This is a genomic window from Barnesiella sp. An22, assembly GCF_002159975.1.
Taxonomy (GTDB): domain Bacteria; phylum Bacteroidota; class Bacteroidia; order Bacteroidales; family Barnesiellaceae; genus Barnesiella; species Barnesiella merdigallinarum.
On the sequence record NZ_NFJR01000007.1, the window covers coordinates 1 to 19,432 of the forward strand.

At 55.3% G+C, this 19,432-nt stretch carries 21 protein-coding genes, 1 tRNA gene, 1 pseudogene and 1 riboswitch; of the genes and pseudogenes, 13 read left to right on the forward strand and 10 right to left on the reverse strand.

Going from position 1 to position 19,432, the window contains the following annotated elements:
- The 4 genes and pseudogenes from B5F38_RS14280 to B5F38_RS08335 all read left to right on the forward strand — a co-directional run.
- A pseudogene (locus tag B5F38_RS14280) lies at positions 1–153 on the forward strand (IS982 family transposase); the annotation flags it as partial.
- Positions 152–382 (forward strand): thioredoxin family protein, encoded by a 231-nt coding sequence (locus B5F38_RS08325; protein WP_087408833.1) that lies wholly within the window; start codon positions 152–154, stop codon positions 380–382. The pseudogene B5F38_RS14280 and the gene B5F38_RS08325, both read left to right, overlap by 2 nt.
- An 11-nt stretch (positions 383–393) precedes the next feature.
- Positions 394–750 (forward strand): nitrophenyl compound nitroreductase subunit ArsF family protein, encoded by a 357-nt coding sequence (locus tag B5F38_RS08330; protein WP_087408834.1) that lies wholly within the window; start codon positions 394–396, stop codon positions 748–750.
- A 58-nt stretch (positions 751–808) separates the two neighbouring features.
- Positions 809–1,777 carry a permease gene (locus B5F38_RS08335; RefSeq protein WP_087408835.1) on the forward strand — a complete coding sequence of 323 codons (969 nt, stop codon included), beginning with the start codon at positions 809–811 and terminating at the stop codon, positions 1,775–1,777.
- 121 nt (positions 1,778–1,898) lie between these two features.
- Here B5F38_RS08335 and B5F38_RS08340 read toward each other — a convergent pair whose 3' ends face one another.
- The 3 genes from B5F38_RS08340 to B5F38_RS08350 all read right to left on the reverse strand — a co-directional run bounded on the left by B5F38_RS08340 (position 1,899) and on the right by B5F38_RS08350 (position 3,199).
- Entirely contained in the window at positions 1,899–2,261 is a 363-nt protein-coding gene (locus B5F38_RS08340) for a DUF190 domain-containing protein (RefSeq protein ID WP_087408836.1), read from the reverse strand.
- A gap of 1 nt (position 2,262) precedes the next feature.
- The gene (gene crcB / locus B5F38_RS08345) at positions 2,263–2,640 is read right to left on the reverse strand and encodes a fluoride efflux transporter CrcB (RefSeq protein WP_087408837.1); all 378 of its coding nucleotides are present in this window, start codon (positions 2,638–2,640) and stop codon (positions 2,263–2,265) included.
- A gap of 22 nt (positions 2,641–2,662) precedes the next feature.
- A riboswitch (Fluoride riboswitch) is annotated at positions 2,663–2,725 on the reverse strand.
- A gap of 126 nt (positions 2,726–2,851) precedes the next feature.
- Complete coding sequence (locus B5F38_RS08350; RefSeq protein WP_087408838.1) at positions 2,852–3,199, reverse strand: helix-turn-helix domain-containing protein; 348 nt, start codon at positions 3,197–3,199, stop codon at positions 2,852–2,854.
- Between the two features lie 156 nt (positions 3,200–3,355).
- Between B5F38_RS08350 and B5F38_RS08355 the strand changes: the two genes are divergently transcribed.
- Both B5F38_RS08355 and B5F38_RS08360 read left to right on the forward strand, forming a co-directional pair.
- Positions 3,356–3,739, forward strand: coding sequence for a nuclear transport factor 2 family protein (locus B5F38_RS08355; RefSeq protein ID WP_087408839.1), 384 nt, complete (start codon positions 3,356–3,358; stop codon positions 3,737–3,739).
- Positions 3,740–3,757: 18 nt separating this feature from the next.
- A complete protein-coding gene (locus tag B5F38_RS08360) occupies positions 3,758–4,297 on the forward strand; it encodes a flavodoxin family protein (RefSeq protein ID WP_087408840.1) in 540 nt (179 codons plus the stop codon).
- 280 nt (positions 4,298–4,577) lie between these two features.
- On the opposite strand, the gene B5F38_RS08365 is transcribed toward B5F38_RS08360, so the two are convergent.
- From B5F38_RS08365 to B5F38_RS08375, 3 genes are all read right to left on the reverse strand, one after another.
- Positions 4,578–4,650, reverse strand: a tRNA-Lys gene (locus B5F38_RS08365).
- Positions 4,651–4,748: 98 nt separating this feature from the next.
- Positions 4,749–5,894 (reverse strand): AI-2E family transporter, encoded by a 1,146-nt coding sequence (locus tag B5F38_RS08370; protein WP_087408841.1) that lies wholly within the window; start codon positions 5,892–5,894, stop codon positions 4,749–4,751.
- 58 nt (positions 5,895–5,952) lie between these two features.
- Positions 5,953–6,555 carry a thymidine kinase gene (locus B5F38_RS08375; protein WP_087408842.1) on the reverse strand — a complete coding sequence of 201 codons (603 nt, stop codon included), beginning with the start codon at positions 6,553–6,555 and terminating at the stop codon, positions 5,953–5,955.
- Between the two features lie 175 nt (positions 6,556–6,730).
- On the opposite strand from B5F38_RS08375, the gene dacB reads away from it, so the two are divergent.
- The 5 genes from dacB (at position 6,731) to B5F38_RS08400 (ending at position 11,651) form a co-directional block, all read left to right on the forward strand.
- Complete coding sequence (gene dacB / locus B5F38_RS08380; protein WP_087408843.1) at positions 6,731–8,137, forward strand: D-alanyl-D-alanine carboxypeptidase/D-alanyl-D-alanine-endopeptidase; 1,407 nt, start codon at positions 6,731–6,733, stop codon at positions 8,135–8,137.
- Between the two features lie 163 nt (positions 8,138–8,300).
- Complete coding sequence (locus B5F38_RS08385; protein WP_087408844.1) at positions 8,301–9,284, forward strand: hypothetical protein; 984 nt, start codon at positions 8,301–8,303, stop codon at positions 9,282–9,284.
- Positions 9,285–9,293: 9 nt separating this feature from the next.
- Entirely contained in the window at positions 9,294–10,019 is a 726-nt protein-coding gene (gene rsmI / locus B5F38_RS08390; RefSeq protein ID WP_087408845.1) for a 16S rRNA (cytidine(1402)-2'-O)-methyltransferase, read from the forward strand.
- A gap of 18 nt (positions 10,020–10,037) precedes the next feature.
- Entirely contained in the window at positions 10,038–10,913 is an 876-nt protein-coding gene (locus B5F38_RS08395) for a hypothetical protein (RefSeq protein ID WP_087408846.1), read from the forward strand.
- 93 nt (positions 10,914–11,006) lie between these two features.
- A complete protein-coding gene (locus tag B5F38_RS08400; protein WP_087408847.1) occupies positions 11,007–11,651 on the forward strand; it encodes a hypothetical protein in 645 nt (214 codons plus the stop codon).
- A gap of 160 nt (positions 11,652–11,811) precedes the next feature.
- Here the strand turns inward: B5F38_RS08400 and B5F38_RS08405 are convergent, their stop codons facing one another.
- The 3 genes from B5F38_RS08405 to B5F38_RS08415 form a co-directional block, all read right to left on the reverse strand.
- Positions 11,812–13,032 (reverse strand): bifunctional 3,4-dihydroxy-2-butanone-4-phosphate synthase/GTP cyclohydrolase II, encoded by a 1,221-nt coding sequence (locus B5F38_RS08405; RefSeq protein ID WP_087408848.1) that lies wholly within the window; start codon positions 13,030–13,032, stop codon positions 11,812–11,814.
- A 4-nt stretch (positions 13,033–13,036) separates the two neighbouring features.
- Positions 13,037–14,983 carry an LptF/LptG family permease gene (locus tag B5F38_RS08410; RefSeq protein ID WP_087408849.1) on the reverse strand — a complete coding sequence of 649 codons (1,947 nt, stop codon included), beginning with the start codon at positions 14,981–14,983 and terminating at the stop codon, positions 13,037–13,039.
- A gap of 112 nt (positions 14,984–15,095) precedes the next feature.
- On the reverse strand, positions 15,096–15,479 hold the full coding sequence (locus tag B5F38_RS08415; protein WP_087408850.1) for an START-like domain-containing protein: 384 nt from the start codon (positions 15,477–15,479) through the stop codon (positions 15,096–15,098).
- A 231-nt stretch (positions 15,480–15,710) separates the two neighbouring features.
- Between B5F38_RS08415 and pta the strand changes: the two genes are divergently transcribed.
- Entirely contained in the window at positions 15,711–16,718 is a 1,008-nt protein-coding gene (pta, locus tag B5F38_RS08420; RefSeq protein ID WP_087408851.1) for a phosphate acetyltransferase, read from the forward strand.
- Between the two features lie 18 nt (positions 16,719–16,736).
- Complete coding sequence (locus B5F38_RS08425) at positions 16,737–17,945, forward strand: acetate kinase (protein ID WP_087408852.1); 1,209 nt, start codon at positions 16,737–16,739, stop codon at positions 17,943–17,945.
- 157 nt (positions 17,946–18,102) lie between these two features.
- Here the strand turns inward: B5F38_RS08425 and B5F38_RS08430 are convergent, their stop codons facing one another.
- Entirely contained in the window at positions 18,103–19,419 is a 1,317-nt protein-coding gene (locus B5F38_RS08430) for a TolC family protein (RefSeq protein WP_087408853.1), read from the reverse strand.
- Positions 19,420–19,432: the final 13 nt, after the last annotated feature.

Consider the following 19,432-nt stretch of genomic DNA (forward strand, 5'->3'; position numbering starts at 1 on the left):
GGAGTAGTCCCTGGATTCTCAGACCTTGAAATAATGGCATTGAATATGACATCAGAAACTGTTGGTATTGACAGTAAGCCATTGTTGTTTGCAAAGCTACAGGAATATAGGATTGAAATTTTCAATCTTATTTCCCGCAGACGATACAATAATGGAAATTAAAGTTTTAGGAACCGGCTGTGCCGGGTGCAAAGCATTGTATGAACGAGTAGAACAAGCCCTCGCCGAGCTGGGTATGACGGCCACCCTCACCAAAGAGGAGGACTTGATAAAAATCATGGCCTACAACGTGATGACCCTTCCGGCTCTTGTCGTCGACGGAAAGGTGGTAGCCAAAGGCAAAATATCGACCGACGAGATAAAAAGCATTCTCACCCGATAAACGCAGCAGCCATGAAACCGATACTCCTCACCCTTTCGTTCCTGCTCTACCTGACGGCGAGCCTGGCACAAACCACACCCGATACCTATGTCGAGGTGCTCTACTTTCACGGCAAACAGCGCTGTGTCACCTGCAAAGCCATCGAGAGCTGCACCCGCGAAGTTATAGACGAACAGTTTAACGCTCAAGTCAAAGAGGGAAAAGTACGATTCCGGGCCATCGACATTTCGACCCCCGACGGTGAAAAACTGGCCGACCGAGACGATAAAGCAAGCCTTTGTCCAGGCCCGCGACCAGATAAAAGAGAGGTTCTCCCGATTCTATCTGACCGAGATTCTGGGGAAAGAACTGCCCCGATGTGCCTGTGAACGATAAATTTTTAAACGTAACGTTCGTAATATTACAAACAAAAAAACTTAGCCTGTTATGATACAACAATTTGCCGACTGGCTGGTATACGACCTGTTCGGGTTGAATGCCGCCACCCCGCTCGGCAGCTCCCTCAACTTCTTTTTCTACGATTCGATAAAGATTATTATCCTGCTTTTCTTCATCAGTGCGATTATGGGTATCGTCAATGCCTACTTCCCCATCGAACGGCTGCGCGACTACCTCACCTCGCGGCGCCTCTACGGACTGCAATATCTGTTCGCCTCGCTTTTCGGAGCCATCACCCCCTTCTGCTCCTGCTCGTCGATACCGCTCTTCATCGGGTTTGTCAAGGGAGGCATTCCTCTGGGGGTTACCTTTGCCTTCCTCATCACCTCGCCGCTGGTCAACGAGGTGGCCGTGGCCATGTTTCTCGGCACCTTCGGGTTGCGCATCACCCTCGTCTATGTGGTGAGCGGCATCCTGCTGGGCATGATTGGCGGCTTCGTGCTGGGCCGGTTGAAGCTGGAGCCCTACCTGAGCGACTGGGTAAAGCAGATACAACAAAACGCCTCGGCCGACTTCAACACCTGGGAGCGCGAACAGACCCCCTTCGTGAAACGGTTGCCCTCCATCCTGCGCGAAGCGTGGGGCATCGTGAAAGGGGTACTCCTCTACATCGTCATAGGCATAGGCATCGGGGCCGCCATGCACGGGTATGTGCCCGAAGGATTTTTCGAGCACTACATGTCGCGCGTCAACGTGTGGGCCGTACCCCTCTCGGTTGTGCTGGCCGTACCCATGTATGCCAATGCCGCCGGCATCGTGCCCATCATCGAGGTATTTGTAGCCAAGGGCATACCCATCGGTACCGCTCTGGCTTTCATGATGGCCGTCGTGGGGCTCTCGCTCCCCGAAGCCACCCTGCTGAAAAAGGTGATGACCTGGCGACTTATTGGTATCTTCTTCGGCATCATCACCCTTTTTATTATCTTGTCGGGATACCTGTTTAACGCCATCCTGTAACCGACAGCAATCGGGGAGAGTGAGCCGGGATTCCTTCATCTCGACTCCCCTCCCCGTTTCTCCTTTTTACCGGCACGGCGAAGATAGCGGTACCGACTGCTGCGGGCACTGCATCGTGTATCTACCGAACGGCCGGTCTGTCCCCCTTTTTCAGGAAGAGAACCTCGACATCCTGGCAGGTAACCAAACAGCCTTTAGGCAACGATTCGAACCACGGAGCCATTTGCTCGACAAAGGCATCGATCTTGCTCTCTTCATCGATCATCTCGACCACTACCGGCACCTTCTCGGTAAACTCCCAAAACTTGACCGGAGTCAGTTCGCTACTGGTTCCGTAACCCATGAGACCTTTATATACGGTAGCTCCTGCCAAGCCAGATTGCCGGGCCTTGTAGGCAATCGTCTCATAAGCCGATGCGTGATCTACCTTATCGGTATTGCTCAAATAGACCCGCAATGCCTTATACTTTTTTCCCAATTCCATATCACAACCATTTTACAAGGGAATACCCCACATACAACATGAAAAGGCCGCCCAACAAACTCAACCCCACATAGAGAAACAGGTAAAAGAAGTTGGCATCCCTGATCATCTGGAAACTCTCATTGATAAATGTCGAAAAGGTGGTAAAGCCGCCGCACAGTCCTACGGTAAGAAACAGGCGTAGATTCGCACTCATCAGGTTGTTCCGTTCAAACAGTCCGTAAAAGAGTCCTATGGCCAGACAGCCCAGAATATTTACACAAAAGGTGCCGACCGGGAACGAGTGAAAGCCCCAGCTTTGTATCGCTTTGGAAAGAAGATAGCGCAGCGCACCCCCGGTAAAACTGCCGGCCCCTACAATCAGCAATGTCTTCAGCATAAAATGTCATTTTATTATTGTATCACAAGTAGGGATCATCAGCACATAAAGGCGGTTAAAGGCTAATCCCATAGCCGGTGCAAAGATAGTGAAAGGTGAGCGACAAGCAAAGATGCTTGCATTATTTGCTTGGCCGAACCGCATCCTATCTTCTGTAAAAAGAGGATAAAGGCGCGGCCTCATACCGTCTCAAACAGAAAATCCACCGGCCTCACTTGCCGTACTTCCGCTCAAACAGCTCTTTGTTTTTCGTACCCCACTCGAGCATGGCGTCGATGATGGGAATCAGGGTCATGCCCAGCGGCGTGATGGAGTATTGCGAACGCGGCGGCAACTCGGCATAGATGGTCTTTTCGACCAGGCCATCCTCGACCAGTTCCTTCAACTGCAGGTCGAGCACCCGCGGAGTTGCCTCGGGCAAAGCCTTGTGCAGTTCACTGGGGCGCATCGACCGGTACCGGAGTTCGTCCAGAATACACGATTTCCACTTCGAGTCGATCAGACTCATGGTCAGCCGCAAGGGACAATCCAAATCGACAGGTATCTTACGCTCATACATAATCGCACTCCTTTCTGATTACAAAGACAAATGTACAACATACTGCCCAAAATGGCGATATACCGAAAAAATTTTCAGTACCCGAATAATTTTACGGTACTTGTAGAAACAAGGATTACCCCATAGCTTTGCAACAAACATAAAACCCAACCGAATATGAGAGCAAGTATAGCAGAGTACAAGGCAGTCGAAGCGGCTGCCATGAAGTTTGTCAAGAGTGTGGCAGAGGGCAACAGCCGCTATGCCAAAGAGTTGTTTGTCGACGAGGCCGTGCTCTTCGGCTTTCTGGACGGTAAACTGGAACATGGCTCCATCGAGCAGTTCTACCACAACGTCGATACCGTGGGCGCCGGCGAGAACTTCGATGCCCGCATCGACATCGTCGCCCTCGAAGAGACGGTAGCCGTCGTGCGCGTGCTCGAAGAGAAGTGGGGCGGACGCATCGACTTTACCGACTACCTGCTGCTGTTGAAAATCAATGGCGAGTGGAAATGTGTAGCCAAAGCCTATAACCAAAATTCCGATACGATTCAACAATAAGAAAGGAGAAAAACAACCATGAAAATAGTAGTCATCACCGGCAGCCCCCGCAAAAACGGCAACAGCTTTGCCATGACCGAAGCCTTTATCCACGAAGCCGAGCAACGGGGCCACTCGGTACGCCGGTTCGATGCCGCCTTCCTGAAGATAGGCGGTTGCCACGCCTGCATGACCTGTTACAAAACGGGCAAAGCCTGCTCGTTCGACGACGATTTCAACGACATCGCCCCCGCCATACTCGAGGCCGATGCCGTGGTATTCACCATGCCGGTCTATTGGTATTCGATTCCGGCCCAGATCAAAGGAGCCATCGACCGCCTCTTCTCGCTCGTGGTGGGCGGCAAAGAGGTAGCCGGCAAGAAATGGGGCTTGATTGCCTGCTGCGAAGAGGACGACACCACCGTACTCGACGGCGTACGCATCCCCATGGAGCGCACCGCAGCCCTGCTGCAGTGGGAGATGGTAGGCGAAGTCCTCATCCCCGGCGTGCTCAACGTGGGCGACATCGACCACACCGACGGCTGCCAGCAAGCTGCTGCCCTAGCCGACAAATTCTGATTACCCTCTTCATTTACACGCACTCCCCGGCCCTTGCATCACCGCAGGGCCCGGGGATTTTTTTTGTGCCGCACCTCGTGCCGGAATATCGCTCATGCCACAACAAAAAAGAGCCTTTCTCCCGATTCTGGGGCGTCAACATGTATACTTGATTTCATAGGGCCCCATCCGCTTTTGACGTCGATTCATTCCGTCCCCTGGGGCTCCTCCGCCCCACCTTTTGCCGGAGCTTTAAAAAAGAATGAGCGACCGACTTGAAAGTCAATCGCTCGTCTTTCGGTGATCCGCCTGGGGCTCGAACCCAGGACCCCAACATTAAAAGTGTTGTGCTCTACCAGCTGAGCTAGCGAATCTAACCTTGGTGCTTTTTGTAAAAGCGATGCAAAGGTAAGGCTAATTTTTGATTCTACAAAACGATACCTCCGCAAATTTATGTTAAAGAACAGTTTTTTTACTCTTTCTCAGGCTTCACCTCTTCATCCGGGGCCGACGAACCAGCCGACGCCTCGGGCGGAGTTTCCGGCTCGTCACCTATCACATAGCGCTCGTAATACGACAGGAACAACGTGGTGAGCGGCAGGGCGATAATCATGCCCACAAAGCCGAGCAGCGTGCCCCAAATCGAGAGTGAGAGCAAGATGATGGCGGGGTTCAGCCCCGTAACCTTACCCATCACCCGGGGCACGATGAATATGTCCTCGATCAATTGCACCACGATAAAGACCAGAATACAGGCCCCGAAGAGCAACCAGAAGTTGGTGCCGGTCTCCGATGCCGAAACCAGACACAACAGGATGGTGGGGATGAAGCCGACAAGCTGCAGATAGGGGACCATATTGAGCAACCCGATGAAGAGCCCCAGCACGATAGCCATGGGCAACCCCACGATGAGGAAGCCGATGCAGAAGAGGATGCCCACCAGCCCGGCCACGACGGCCTGACCGCGGAAGTAGCGGTTCATGCTCACCTCGATGTCGTTGACAATCGAGACCACCGTAGGGCGGTACTTCTGCGGAATCATCCGTTGGAACCCGACCAATATCTTGTCGTAGTCGAGCAGAATAAAGACAATGTAGAGCAGCACGATGAGCCAGCTGACGATGTTGATAATCTCGCCCACCGAACCGGTGATGAATCCCCAGGCCCCCGAGAAACTATCCTCGATAATCGAGAGCCACTGCTCCCGGCTGAGCAGGCTCGACAACTGGCTGAAGTCGATATTTTGCTGGATGAAGTCGTGCACCTCCTGCGGCACGAAGGGGATGCTTGACGAGTTGTAGACGTAGTCGCTCAACAGCTTGCGCATGACGCCTATCTCGTCGATAACCGACGGCAGCACCAGCACACACAGCAGCGCAAAGGTAATAATCACCTCGACAAAGGTGAGTGTAATGGCCAGCACGCGCCCCTTCAGCTTGAAGACCCGTTTGTTATACTCGACCAGCGGGTTGAGCATATAGGCCACAATCCAGGCCACGAGAAAAGGGAGCAACGCCCCGCGGAGGATATAGATGAGGTAGAACAACCCCACGACAAAAACGGCTCCGAACAAAATACGGACGACCCGGTCGAAGGTGTATGGCTGGCGTTCGGTCATGGCTACTCTATTTTTGTGTATCAATATTTTTATCTAACAATCTCGGAGCGGTTGCGGTTTACCCTTCGTGATGTTTCTCTTTACGCTCCTGTATCTCTTGCAGGTAGCAACGGCGGCACAAGGGCTGGTACTCGTTCTTCTCGCCCAGGAGCACCCGCTTGTCGTTATCGACCAACCGATAGGAGTAGTTGGCCAGATGGCCGCACTTCACACAGATGGCGTGCACCTTGTACACATCGTCGGCGATGGCCAGCAGGGCCGGCATGGGGCCGAAAGGTACCCGGCGGAAATCCATGTCGAGACCGGCCACAATCACCCGTGTACCGTTGTTGGCCAGTTCGGAGCAGACCTCGACGATACCGTCGTCGAAAAACTGGGCCTCGTCGATGCCCACCACATCGACCCCCGACGCCATGAGCAGAATGCTGTGCGAATTGTCTACCGGGGTCGAGAGTATCGAGGTGCTGTCGTGCGAAACGATATTCTCTTCGGAGTAGCGCACATCGATGGCGGGTTTGAATATCTCGACTTTCTGACGGGCAATCTTCGCCCGTTTCAAGCGTCGTATCAGCTCTTCGGTCTTCCCCGAGAACATCGAGCCGCATATCACTTCGATGCTTCCGCGGCGGCTGGTCTCGTAGTTATTTTCGGTCAAAACCATAGTTGTCGTTCTCTTTTTTCTTTCTGTTTAAATGATGCAACAAAAGTAAAAAGATAGTTCGACTTTGCCAACCTTTACTCCGGCTATTTATCTCAAAAGCAGCCGACAAAATTTGCCTCTGAAATTCTCATCGCCTATCTTTGCAAAGACAATACTCATACATTACCAAGACATTATGCAACGAATCTTCCTGTCAGGACTGCTCACGCTATTCATGCTCCTGCATACGCCCGCACGGGCCCAAAGCCTCGAATCGTTTCTGGCCGACCCGGCCTTTACGCCCGCCTCGATAGGCATCTGCATCACCGATGTGGCTACGGGCGAAACCCTCGTGTCGCACAACGACCGGCAAGCCATCATTCCCGCCTCGACCGTCAAGGTCATCACCTCGGCTACCGCCCTGCGGCTGCTGGGGAGCGACTACCGCACCTCGACTACCGTGGGATACACCGGACAAATCGACTCTGCGGGGACCCTGCACGGCACGCTGGTGATACGAGGCGGAGGCGACCCCTCGCTGGGTTCGGCCTACGGCAGCCGCCCGGCCGAAGAGTTTGTCGACCGGGTAATCGACGCCCTGCAAACGCAAGGCATCCGGGCCATCGAGGGACCCATCGTGGTCGACAATTCGCTCTTCGACGGACCGGCCGTTTCGCCCAAGTGGATGCTCGAGGATCTCATCTGGTACTACGCCACCGGGTGCCACGCCTTTTCGTACCGCGACAACCAGGTACGCATCGAGGTGCGATACAACGGACACAACTACAAGACCGCCCGCATCACGCCGCCGCACAGCATCGACCTCGACAGCTGGCTCCTGCCCGGCGACCGGGAAGAGGTATCGGTCACCCACATCGGCAACCGCTACACCCTCACCGGCACCATTCCCCGTCAGTGGGCGCGCTATCGGCTCGACCTGGCCGTCGACCATCCCGACAGCCTGTTCCTGCGCGAATTGCACAAACAGTTGAAACAGGCCGGCATTGCCTGTACCGAAGCAGGCCAAACGACCGAGGGAGGCCCCGAAACCCAACTGCTCGACTACCCCTCGGAGTCGCTCGCCCAGCTGGCCCGCAGCCTCAACGTGCACAGCCTCAACCTCTATGCCGAGAGCCTGCTGCGGCACATCGCTCTCGCCTCGGCTCCCCGGGGCAGTGCCGAGAAAGGTCTCGAAACGATACGCAGCTACTGGCAACCCCTCGGGGCCGACTCGACCGAGCTCTTCCTCTACGACGGCTCGGGACTGGCCCGCAACAACCGGGTGTCGGCCCGCTATCTGACCCAGGTACTCGCCGCCACGGCCCGCGACCCGCAGGTAGGCGAAACCTTCGTGCAGTCACTGCCCCTGGCCGGGAGCGAAGGCTCGGTAGCCTCGTTCATGCGCAACAGTCCCCTGCCCGGCGAACTGCGGCTGAAGAGCGGCACCATGAGCGATGTCCACGCCTATGCCGGCTACTACACCGCCCCCTCGGGCAAACGGTATACAATCGTGCTGATGTTCAACAACTATACCTGCACCCGCACCCAGTTGAAGGAGAAAATTGCCGCATGGCTCACCGCAACACTCTCTAAAAAAGAGTAACCGACCTCTAAATTTTTTCGGCTCTCGGCGTACATCTGTTATTTTTGTATATCTTTGTGGAAGATAGAAGGCCGTCAGGCACAGGCAAGTGTCGAAAACCGTGTTTCCCGTTTGCCGCTGCACTTGTCCCCCGCTATCCTTGAATAACCAAAATACCGAATTTATGTCACGAGACAGTCGCATCGCATATATCATCGGCCAACTGGGCGAACTGCGGGAGCTCCTGCTCGTCATCGAGCAGGCAGGCAATGCCGCTCCCGGTATCCTGCTGAAGCTGGCCCGGGAGAAAGCCGAGTCGATAGACCGTTCGACCCGCGAACTGAGGTCGCCCCAATTCTGGACCGAATTGCAGAACCACGAACCTTTTGCCGATACTGCCCCGGCCGACGAGGCAACCCCCTATACTCCGGAGAGCGGCGTAGAGCGTCCCGCTCACGAAGCGGAAGCCTCGGCGACCAACGAGGCTTTCGACGATCAGGAGGAGCCGTGGAACATACCGGTAACTCCGTCTGCCCCAACCTCCGAAGCAGAAGAACCGGCTGATACGTGGGCTGAAGGGAAGCACGAAACGCCCATCGAACCCACCCCCCTTCACGAGGCCGAAACAGCCGAAGAGGACAAGAACGAACCCGATACGGACGTCTTCCTCGAACCGGCCGACGAATCGCACGAATCGCATCAACCCCAACCCGAGCCAGAAACCCCGGCCGAGCCGGAACCGCAACCCGAAGAGCCGCTCTACCCCTGGGAGCAGTTGAGCGACGAGGAGCGGTCGGCTGCACAGGACGACAAACTCGTCGACTATGACGACGAAGAGACCGACGACTACGACGAGACCGACTACGAGGATACCCCCGCGGCCGACCTCCCTGCCGACGAACCCTCCACCCCGGTCACCCTCGAAGAGGCACTGCAACGCCAGCAGGCCAAGGAGCTGCGCAAGGCGCTGAGTCTGAACGACCGCTTCCGCTTCCGCCGCGAGCTCTTCGGCAACAGCGACATCCGCATGAACGAAACCCTGGCCCTCATCGACGCCATGCACTCCTACGACGAGGCCGAGGACTACATACTCAACGACCTGAACTGGGACCTCGACAATCCCGAAGTGGCCGAGTTTATGAAAATCGTACAGAAACATTTCCTATAATCCTGCACCATGGCTAAGCTCTATGTAGTACCTACTCCGGTAGGAAATCTCGAAGACATGACATTCCGGGCCATCGCCGTGCTGCGGGAGGTCGACTGCATTCTGGCCGAGGATACCCGCACCAGCGGCATCCTGCTCAAACACTACGACATACGCACCCGCATGCAGTCGCACCACAAGTTCAACGAGCACCAGACCGTCGAGGGTATCGTGACGCGCATCGAGGGGGGCGAGACCATCGCCCTCATCTCCGACGCCGGCACACCGGCCATCTCCGACCCCGGCTTCCTGCTGGTCCGCGAGTGCCGCCGGCGGGGTATCCCCGTCGAGTGTCTGCCCGGTGCCACCGCCTTCGTGCCGGCCCTGGTGGCTTCGGGTCTGCCCAACGAGAAATTCTGCTTCGAGGGCTTCCTCCCCCAGAAGAAGGGGCGGGCCACCCGGCTGGCCCAACTGGCCGACGAACTCCGCACAATCATCTTCTACGAGTCGCCCTTCCGCCTGCTCAAGACCCTGGTGCAGTTCAAGGATACCTTCGGCGGCGAACGCGAAGCCTCGGTGAGCCGCGAAATCTCCAAGATTCACGAAGAGACGGTGCGAGGCACCCTCGACGAACTCATCGCCCACTTTACCGAACACGAGCCCAAGGGCGAAATCGTCATCGTCGTGGCCGGCGCCCCCGAAAAGCCCAAGGAGAAAAAGAGAGACAAATATCCCAAAAGCGATACACAACTATAATTTTAATTTAAAACCATTATGAAAAAGGCTATTACCGCTGCCATCGCAGCATCTGTATTGATGATCGGTTGTACCAACCAATCGACCGAAGTGAAAAGACTGCAGGCCGAAAACGATTCGTTACTCCAAGTCAACGCACAGACGACGGCCGACTTCAACGAAATGATTCAACTGATGAACGACGTAGAAGAGGGATTCCGCCAAATCAAAGAGGCCGAAAACTATCTGGTTACCCAGAAGGACGCCAACGGCGAAGTCTCGCTTACGACCCGCGAACAGATTAAAAACGATATGACCCTGGTGGCCGAGACCTTGCAGAAGAACAAGGAGCGGCTCGACAAACTGCAAAAACAGCTCAACCAGAGCAAGAACCAGTCGGCTGCCCTGCAAAAGACCATTACCCGCCTGCAAGGCGAAATTGCCGAAAAGACCGAAATGATTACCTCGCTGCAGGAGTCGCTCGCCAAACGCGACGTGCGCATTGCCGAACTCGACGAAGCTGTCAACAACCTCACCGGTCAGGTAGAGAACCTCACCACCGAAAACCAGCAACAGAAAGAGGTGCTGATGACTCAAGACGAGGCCCTCAATACCGTATACTATGCCCTGGGTACCAACAAGGAACTGAAGGAGCAGAAGATTGTCGAGGGAGGCGGTCTCTTCTCGTCGAAGAAGGTGATGGAAGGTGAATACAACAAAGACTACTTCACCACGGCCGACATGCGCAAACTGCGCGACATCCCCTTCGACAGCAAGAAGGCCAAGCTGCTGACCAAGCACCCCGAAGGTACCTACGAAATGCAGAAGGACAACGAGGGCTACATCACGCTGGTCATCACCAACCCCGAGAGTTTCTGGAGCCTGAGCCGCTATCTGGTAGTCGAGCTCAACTAACCGGGACATTAACCCCATTTACCCCGACGGGGCCGGAGGCAACGCCTCGGGCCTCGTCGGCTGTTCTTACCTAAACACCCACGACTTGTACCCATGACCCGCTACCTGCCTACCCTGCTGGCGCTACTGCTGTTCACCTCGTGCGACAGCTTCTTTGAAAAGGAATCGGCCTTGCCGCACAACCCCGAGCGCCCCGAGCTGCCCCCGGCTCGCGACCGCCGCTTTGTCGTCGACAGTATCCGATACTACTTCGACTATTGGAGCAGCAAGACCACCCAACTGGCCGACGAGACCTGTATCGTCATCATCTCAAACTCGCTCGACCAGGAATGGTACGATACACCCTCGCCCCCACAAGACCCGCTCTACAACTACTCCTACTTCTCCAGCGAAGACCCCGTGCTGGCCCAAATCTACACCGACACCCTGCGGGTGAGAACCCCCTGTTATGTCGATGACGACAACCACATCGTGCTGGGAGATTCGCTGTACAGCTTTCAGTCCTTCACGGCTGAGGTGACCTTGGCCGAAATAGACCGGACCATCGACGAGATATGTATCCCGCCTCACACCGAGACCTACGTCTACGGCCGGTACAGCATCAACTACTACAACATAGCCTACACCGCCTGGCTCACCGAATTGACAAGCAACACCCCCATCACCATCGAGGGCATGTGGGAGGGCAGTATCGTCAACGACGACTTCACGACACGCACCGAGTCGCACCCGCTGTAACCCGTCGGCCGGCATAGCCGCAACCCGAGGGATAGAGACACGCCATAAACAAGAATCCCCGCAAAAGCCCTTTACAGAGCCTTGCGGGGATTGTTTGTATATCATCTCATGGGACAGACATCCCGGTCTTCCCGAGGGACAAACGCACCAGAGTCAACCACTACTTTTCTTCGACATGCAGCGTGTGGCCCATGCGTTTCTCTTTGGTGAGCAGGTAGCGGCGGTTGTATTCGTTGGGAGTCACCTCGATAGGCACGTTCTCGACAATCTCCAGACCGTAAGCCTCGAGGCCGATACGCTTCACGGGATTGTTGGTCATCAGCCGTAACTTGTGCACACCTATGTCGCGCAGGATGCTGGCCCCCACGCCATAGTCACGCTCATCGGCCTGATGGCCCAGGCACAGATTGGCATCGACCGTATCCATACCCTCTTCCTGGAGCTTGTAAGCCTTCATCTTCTCCATCAGACCTATTCCACGGCCCTCCTGGTTCAGATAGATAATGGCGCCTTTACCCTCCTTTTCGATCTGCTGCATGGCCTTGTGAAGCTGCTCGCCACAGTCGCAACGCATCGACCCGAATATGTCGCCCGTGGCACAAGAGGAGTGTACCCGCACCAAAACGGGTTCGTCCTTCTCGAACGAGCCTTTAATCAAGGCAATGTGTTCGAGCCCGTTGCTCTTTTGGCGGAAGGGAATCAGGCGGAAGTGTCCGTACTCGGTAGGCATGTCTACCTCGACACCTCTCTCGATCAGCGACTCCTGTTTCAACCGATAGGCAATCAGGTCGCGAATGGCGATAATCTTGATGCCGAACTTCTGGGCCACCTGCGTCAACTGCGGCAAGCGGGCCATGGTACCGTCTTCGTTGAGAATCTCGATAAGGGCGGCAGCCGGATAGAGCCCGGCCAGGCGAGCCAAGTCGACGGCAGCCTCGGTATGACCGGCCCGTTTCAACACACCCTTGTCTTGCGCATAGAGGGGATTGATGTGACCGGGACGTCCGAAGGTCTCGGGAGTCGAAGCGGGGTCGGCCAAAGCCCGTATCGTAGCGGCACGGTCGTGGCTCGATACACCGGTGGTGCACCCCTCCAGCTTGTCGATGGTCACGGTGAAGGGAGTCCCCAACATCGAGGTATTGTGGCTCACCTGGCGGTAGAGTTGAAGCTCTTCGCAACGCTTCTGCGTAATGGGAGCACACAAGACACCCCGGCCGTTGGTGAGCATGAAGTTCACCTTCTCGGGGGTGATGGCCTCGGCGGCGATGATGAAATCGCCCTCGTTTTCGCGGTCCTCATCGTCGACGACAATCAAAAACTTGCCCTGTCTAAAATCTTCGACAGCCTCGTCTATTGTACTTAAAATGGTCTCTTTGTTCATATCCTTATATAGTTTTATCTTCATCGTTCATTCGATCGGCCTCATCCTTCTCGAGCAGAGCCTGCAACTCGCCATTGGTGCGAATCACCCCTTCTACCTCGTTGCGCAACAGACGCTGCTGGTGCGCCCCTACCCCGTAAAGCAACAATCCCAGGGGGAAAAAGATGGCCAGCACATAGCCCCATTTGGGCGAAGGAGCCGGACGATAGACCCAGAGGTTACGCAACACGGGATAATCCATCAGCTTACTGATAACCAGCTGACTGTGACTATTCGACGTGTAGTTGACCAAATCGTCGATCTGGGCTCCCAGGGCCGTAATATCCTCCTTGGCATATCCATACAGACAATACCTCCAATACGACTGTCGCTTGCGCCCCACCTTGTCGAGATACCGGTTGCAGGCTACCGACAACTGTTCGGCCTTCTCAATGGCCACCCGGGGAAACATATCTTCGATAATCACCTCCTTCAAAACCACCTTGCGCAGCTCTTGCCGCCCAATCAGTTTCCGGAAGAAGTTGACATAGACGTCGGGGTTGAATACGGCCGAATCCTTCACCGCCTTGTAGGTGAGGAAGATACCCAATGGCAAAAGCACCGCCGAGCTGAGCCACATGCCTTCCCAAACCTCCCAGCGGCCATCACGGGCCAGCTTGTAGCCGGTGTTGTCGATGATGTAGTAGAAGATAAACATGAACACCGACACCACCACCGGCATACCCAGTCCACCCTTGCGGATGATAGCCCCCAGCGGAGCCCCTATGAAGAAGAAGATGATGCAGGCAAACGAGAGGGTAAACTTCTTGTACATCTCGATTTGGTGACGTCTGATTACCTTGTTCTCCTCCTTCATCGTGTAGCTGCGGAACTCGTAATCCGACCGATAGCGTTCGGCCCGGGCCAAGGCCCGGTCGAGGTAGAGCTGCTTGCGCTGCAGACTGCCGCCGTTGAACACGCTGTCGAGGTCGAGCGTAGCCGCCTCGGCCAATGCCGCCTGCTCCCGCACCGAATCGTTGGCGGGTATCTTGGCCCCCGGCCGGTCGTAGAGCGAGAAGTAGCCCGACGACCGCAGGCTGCGGGCATAGTTGTCGCCGATGCTGTCGACCCGGGTCGTCATCGAGTCTATCGACAGTTGCAGGGCATTCAGGTCCTTACCGATATACTGGTTCTGCATGATGCCGTCGTCCATGCGGTTGAAGTTGGCATCGAAGGCAATCATGATCTCTTTCAGCGAAAAGGTCTCCCGACGATAGGGAATGTTGGTGGCACTGGTGCGCTGGTCGCGCAGGTTCTCAAACGACTCGCCGTTGTAGAGGGTGAGGAATAGGTGCTGCTTGTCGTCGGTCATCTTCAGCTTGCCCGAGTCGGCCAGAATAATCATGGCGTTGTCAAAACCGGCCGACATGTCGTAAATCATCACGTCGTAGAGCATGCCGGTCTTGTGATCTTTCTTTTTTACATAGAGGTTGTAGCCGCTTATCTGGTCGTAGAATACCCCCTCGGGAATATCGAGCTCGGGCGACTTCTGCCGCATCGAGTAGAGCAGGGTCCACATCTTCACCTGCGACTTGGGCAGTACGTTGTTCTGGAAAAAGAAGGCACCGATGGCCACAAAGATAAGGAAGATAACCAACGGCCGCATGATTTGCAGCAGCGAGATACCGGCCGCCTTGATGGCCAGCAGCTCCAGCCGCTCGCCCAGATTGCCGAAGGTCATCAGCGAAGCCAGCAGGATGGCCAGCGGCAGGGCCATGGGCACCATGGTCACGGCAGCATAGAAAAACAGTTCGGCCAGAACCGACATTTCGAGACCCTTCCCTACCATCTCATCGACGTACCGCCACAAAAACTGCATGAGTACGATGAAGAGGCAGATGAAGAATGTCATCAGAAACAGGGGTAAGAAGCTCTTCAGGATAAACCTGTATAGTCGTTTGATATAGAACATTCTTTTGCCGATTATCAGAATGCAAAAGTAAAGCAAAAAAATGAATTTCCGAAAAGGCTATAACCTTTATTGGGAAGAATCGTCGAAAAGAGACCTCTCTCTACCCTCCGCGTCACACACCCAGCTTGCGGCGCAAGGTCTCGATCTGGTGATCCCACAGGTCGCGGCTGTCGGCCATCTCGTCGGGATAGGCAAAATCGGTAACGACCAGCATGGTGGCACCCGTCAGCTCCGAGGTGGTGATGCGAAGCTCGAAGTAGCTCCGGCTCTCCTCGTCGTCCACCCAGTGAAAGCGGATATAGAGCCCCGTGCGCACAGCTATCTGGTGGGCCTCCTGCGATGTCTTGTTCCAGAAAAAAGTAAACTGTTTGCCGTCGCTCTGCACATCGTCGGCAAACCAGTCGGCCAACCCGTTTTTGGTCCCTATATACGGCCACAGTAAAGCAGGTGAAACGCTTTTCAACTCATATTCAATCACAAACTTTTCCTTATTCATAAACCTCTCTATATTATAGCATTTCCCTCTTCAGACAAAGGAAAATTTTTCTCTTTCCGACGGCGAATATAGAGATATTATTCTTATCTTTAGCAGTAAAACCTGAAAAAATGGAGTGAAAACAAAAATTCGAGCTATTTTATATAATATTTACCCAGAATTGCAAACTGGATATTACATTTTATTGCTACATTTGCAGGTATAAAAAACAACATAAAAACCAATCCGACTATGAATTTGATGGAACGAATGGTAGAACAAGCCCGAGCAAACAAACAACGTATTGTTTTACCGGAAGGAACTGAAGATCGTACCTTACAGGCTGCCGACCGCATTCTGGCCGACAACATCGCCGATGTGATTCTTATTGGCAACCCCGACGAGATCAAGGCTCTTGCCAATCAATATCACTTGACCCATATCGACAAGGCTACGCTGGTAAACCCCGCATGCCACGACAAGAAAGAGACCTATACCCAACTGCTTTACGAATTGAGAAAAGCCAAGGGAATGACTATGGAGAAGGCTCAGAAACTGGTCGAAGACCCCTTGTACCTGGGTTGCCTCATGATTAAGAACGGCGATGCCGACGGCGAAGTGGCCGGAGCCCGCAATACCACCGGCAACGTGCTGCGTTCGGCTTTCCAGATTATCAAGACCGTACCCGGCGTGAAAGTGGTATCGGGTGCCTTCCTGATGTTCATCCCCGACACCTCGTACGGCGAAGAGGGACTGATGGTATTTGCCGATTGTGCCGTAGTACCCAACCCCACGGCCGAAGAGCTGGCTCAGATTGCCGTATCGACCGCCAAAACGGCCCGCGACATCGCCGGTATCGACCCCCGCATCGCCATGCTCAGCTTCTCGACCAAAGGCAGCGCCAGCCACGAGATGGTCGACAAGGTAGTCGAGGCTACCCGCCTGGCCCGCGAAATGGAACCTACGCTGAAGATCGACGGCGAACTGCAAACCGATGCCGCCATCGTTCCCGCCGTAGGAGCCAGCAAAGCTCCCGGAAGCGATATAGCCGGCCATGCCAATGTGCTGGTATTCCCCTCGCTCGAGGTAGGGAACATCGCCTACAAACTGGTTCAACGGCTGGCTCACGCCGAAGCCGTGGGTCCTATCCTCCAAGGCATCGCCGCTCCGGTCAACGACCTCTCGCGCGGCTGCTCGGTCGACGACGTGTACAAGATGATTACCATCACCTGCAACCAGGCCATCAGCTTGAAAAAATAACCTTAATACACATACCTTATGAAAATCTTAGTATTAAATTGCGGCAGTTCGTCGGTTAAATACAAACTGTTCGACATCGATACCAAAACCGTATTGGCTCAAGGCGGTGCCGAGAAAATCGGCCTGGAAGACTCGTTCCTGAAACTCACCTTGCCCAGCGGCGAGAAGGTGATTCTCAAGAGCCCCATGCCCGAGCACCACTCGGCCATACAAAACATACTCAACGTACTTACCAGCAAAGAGTACGGCTGCATCAAATCGTTCGACGAAATCGATGCCGTAGGTCACCGCGTGGTTCACGGCGGCGAAAAATTCAACGCCAGCGTCCTCATCACCGACGAAGTGATTGAGAAGATAAAGGAGTGCTACGACATAGCCCCCCTGCACAACCCGGTAAACATGGCCGGCATCGAGGCCATCTCGCAACTGATGCCTTCGGTTCCCCAGGTAGGCGTATTCGACACGGCTTTCCACCAGACCATGCCGGCTCACGCCTACATGTATGCCCTGCCTTACGACCTTTACACCAAGTACGGTGTGCGCCGCTACGGATTCCACGGCACCAGCCACCGCTACGTGTCGCGTCGGGCTTGCGAATTTCTGGGCGTGCCCTACGAACAACAACGCATCATCACCTGCCACATCGGTAACGGAGCTTCCATCACAGCTATCAAGGACGGCAAGTCGGTCGATACCTCCATGGGTATGACCCCCGTCGAGGGACTGATGATGGGTACTCGCTCGGGCGATGTCGACGCCGGTGTACTCACCTACCTTATGGATAAAGAGCACCTCGACTCGGCCGGTATCGCCAACCTCGTGAACAAGAAGAGCGGTGTAGCCGGTATCTCGGGCATCTCGTCCGACATGCGCGACATCGAAGCCGGTGTAGCCGCCGGTAACGAGCACGCCATCCTGGCCCTGCAGATGTATGAATACCGCATCACCAAATACATCGGTGCCTATGCTGCCGCTCTGGGTGGCGTCGACATCATCGTATTCACCGGCGGTGTAGGCGAAAACCAGACCCAGACCCGCGAAGCCGTGTGCAAACCGCTCGCCTTCATGGGTGTGGAAATCGATGCCGAACTGAACAAAACGATTCGGGGCACCGAATGCCTCATCAGCACCCCGGCTTCGAAGGTGAAGGTAGTCGTTATCCCCACCGACGAGGAGTATATGATTGCCTCCGACACGAAAGCCGTACTCGACAGTCTGAAGAAATAACAGACCCATACAGCTGGCCGACACCCCTGCACACCCCGTAAAAGCGGGCCCCCACCGTGCAGGGCGCAACCGGCAGTTTACAACAAGCGCCCTGTCGCCTGCCCTCAACGGGTTGCGACAGGGCGCTTTCCTATGAAAGAAGAATAAAATAGTCTCTCTACTCGAGCCTTCCCGTAGCCCGCAGATAGGCTGTCTCGTAAATCTTGTATTGGGTCTGAGCCTCAATTAGGTTGCTCTCGGCCTGTTGCCACTGCGACTGGGCATCGAGCAAATCGGTGAGCGTGGCCATCGACGCGGCATAGCGGTTGCGCATCACCCGCAAATTCTCGACGGCCTGCTGCAACCCAATCTGCGCCGTGCCTATCAGGCGATAACCATCCTGCACATTGCGCATGGCCTGCTGCACCTCGAGGTTGAGCAACCGTCTGTTTTTCTGCAGGTCCAACTCGGCACTGCGCAACTCGTAGCGGGCCTTACGCACCTTTTTGTGCACCTCGCCCCAATGGAACAGGGGCACCTTTACGGCCAGCATCACCATGCCTATACCGTCGCGGAACTCCTCCGAATAGGGCATCATCGTGCCGTTACCCACATCGACCAGGCTGTTGAGCTTGATGTTGCCATAGTAGGTATACCCGGCCGACAACCCCACGGTGGGGAGCATCTCGGCCCGGGCATTCTTGATTTGCAACTTGCCTATCTCGACCTGCTGCTTGAGCAGGGAGAGTTCGGGACGGTTGTCGATTTCGGCCGTGAGCAGACCGGGTTCGGTAGCAACCCACGCCGTATCGGTAGGCACGATGGCCGTGGTGTCGTCGACCCCAATCAGCCGGCACAGCGACAACCGGCACAGGTCGGCCCCGTTGCGGGCCTTTTGCAACTGGTAGTGGATCTCGCTCTGCTTGGCCTGGATGCGCAGCAGGTCGTTCTCGATAATCATGCCCGCCGAGAGCGAACCGCTCATCTGGCTGAACAACGTGTCCATCTGCTCGCAATAGCTCTCGAGCATATACACCTTTCGCCCGACCGCCAGATAGGTCCAATAGGCATTATCGGCATCGACCAGAATATCCATGCGGGCCATGCGCAACTGCTCGCCGGCCGCCGCCTCGCCAATGCGGGCCATACGTTTGCCGGCCGTGATTTTCCCGCCGGTATAGATGGGTTGGGTCAGCGTAATGCCGGCCATATACATGCCCCGCATGCGCAGGTCCATGCCCATCATGTCGATGTCGGGGAATACATAGGCCCCCGTGGCCGACCCCTCGAGTTTGGGCAGATAGGCCGTCGTGGCTATTCGGTTGTCGAGTTCGGCCTGACGCAACCGGATATCGGCCTGCTCGAGCTCCTCGCTGTGAGCCAGCGCCATCTCGCGGCACTGGCTGTGCGAAAGCAGCAGCGGCTGGGCCATTGCGCTACCGGTACCGGCCAGCCCCACAGCGCAAACTATCGTATATATCGTTTTCAGATTCATCGTCTTTTTGGTT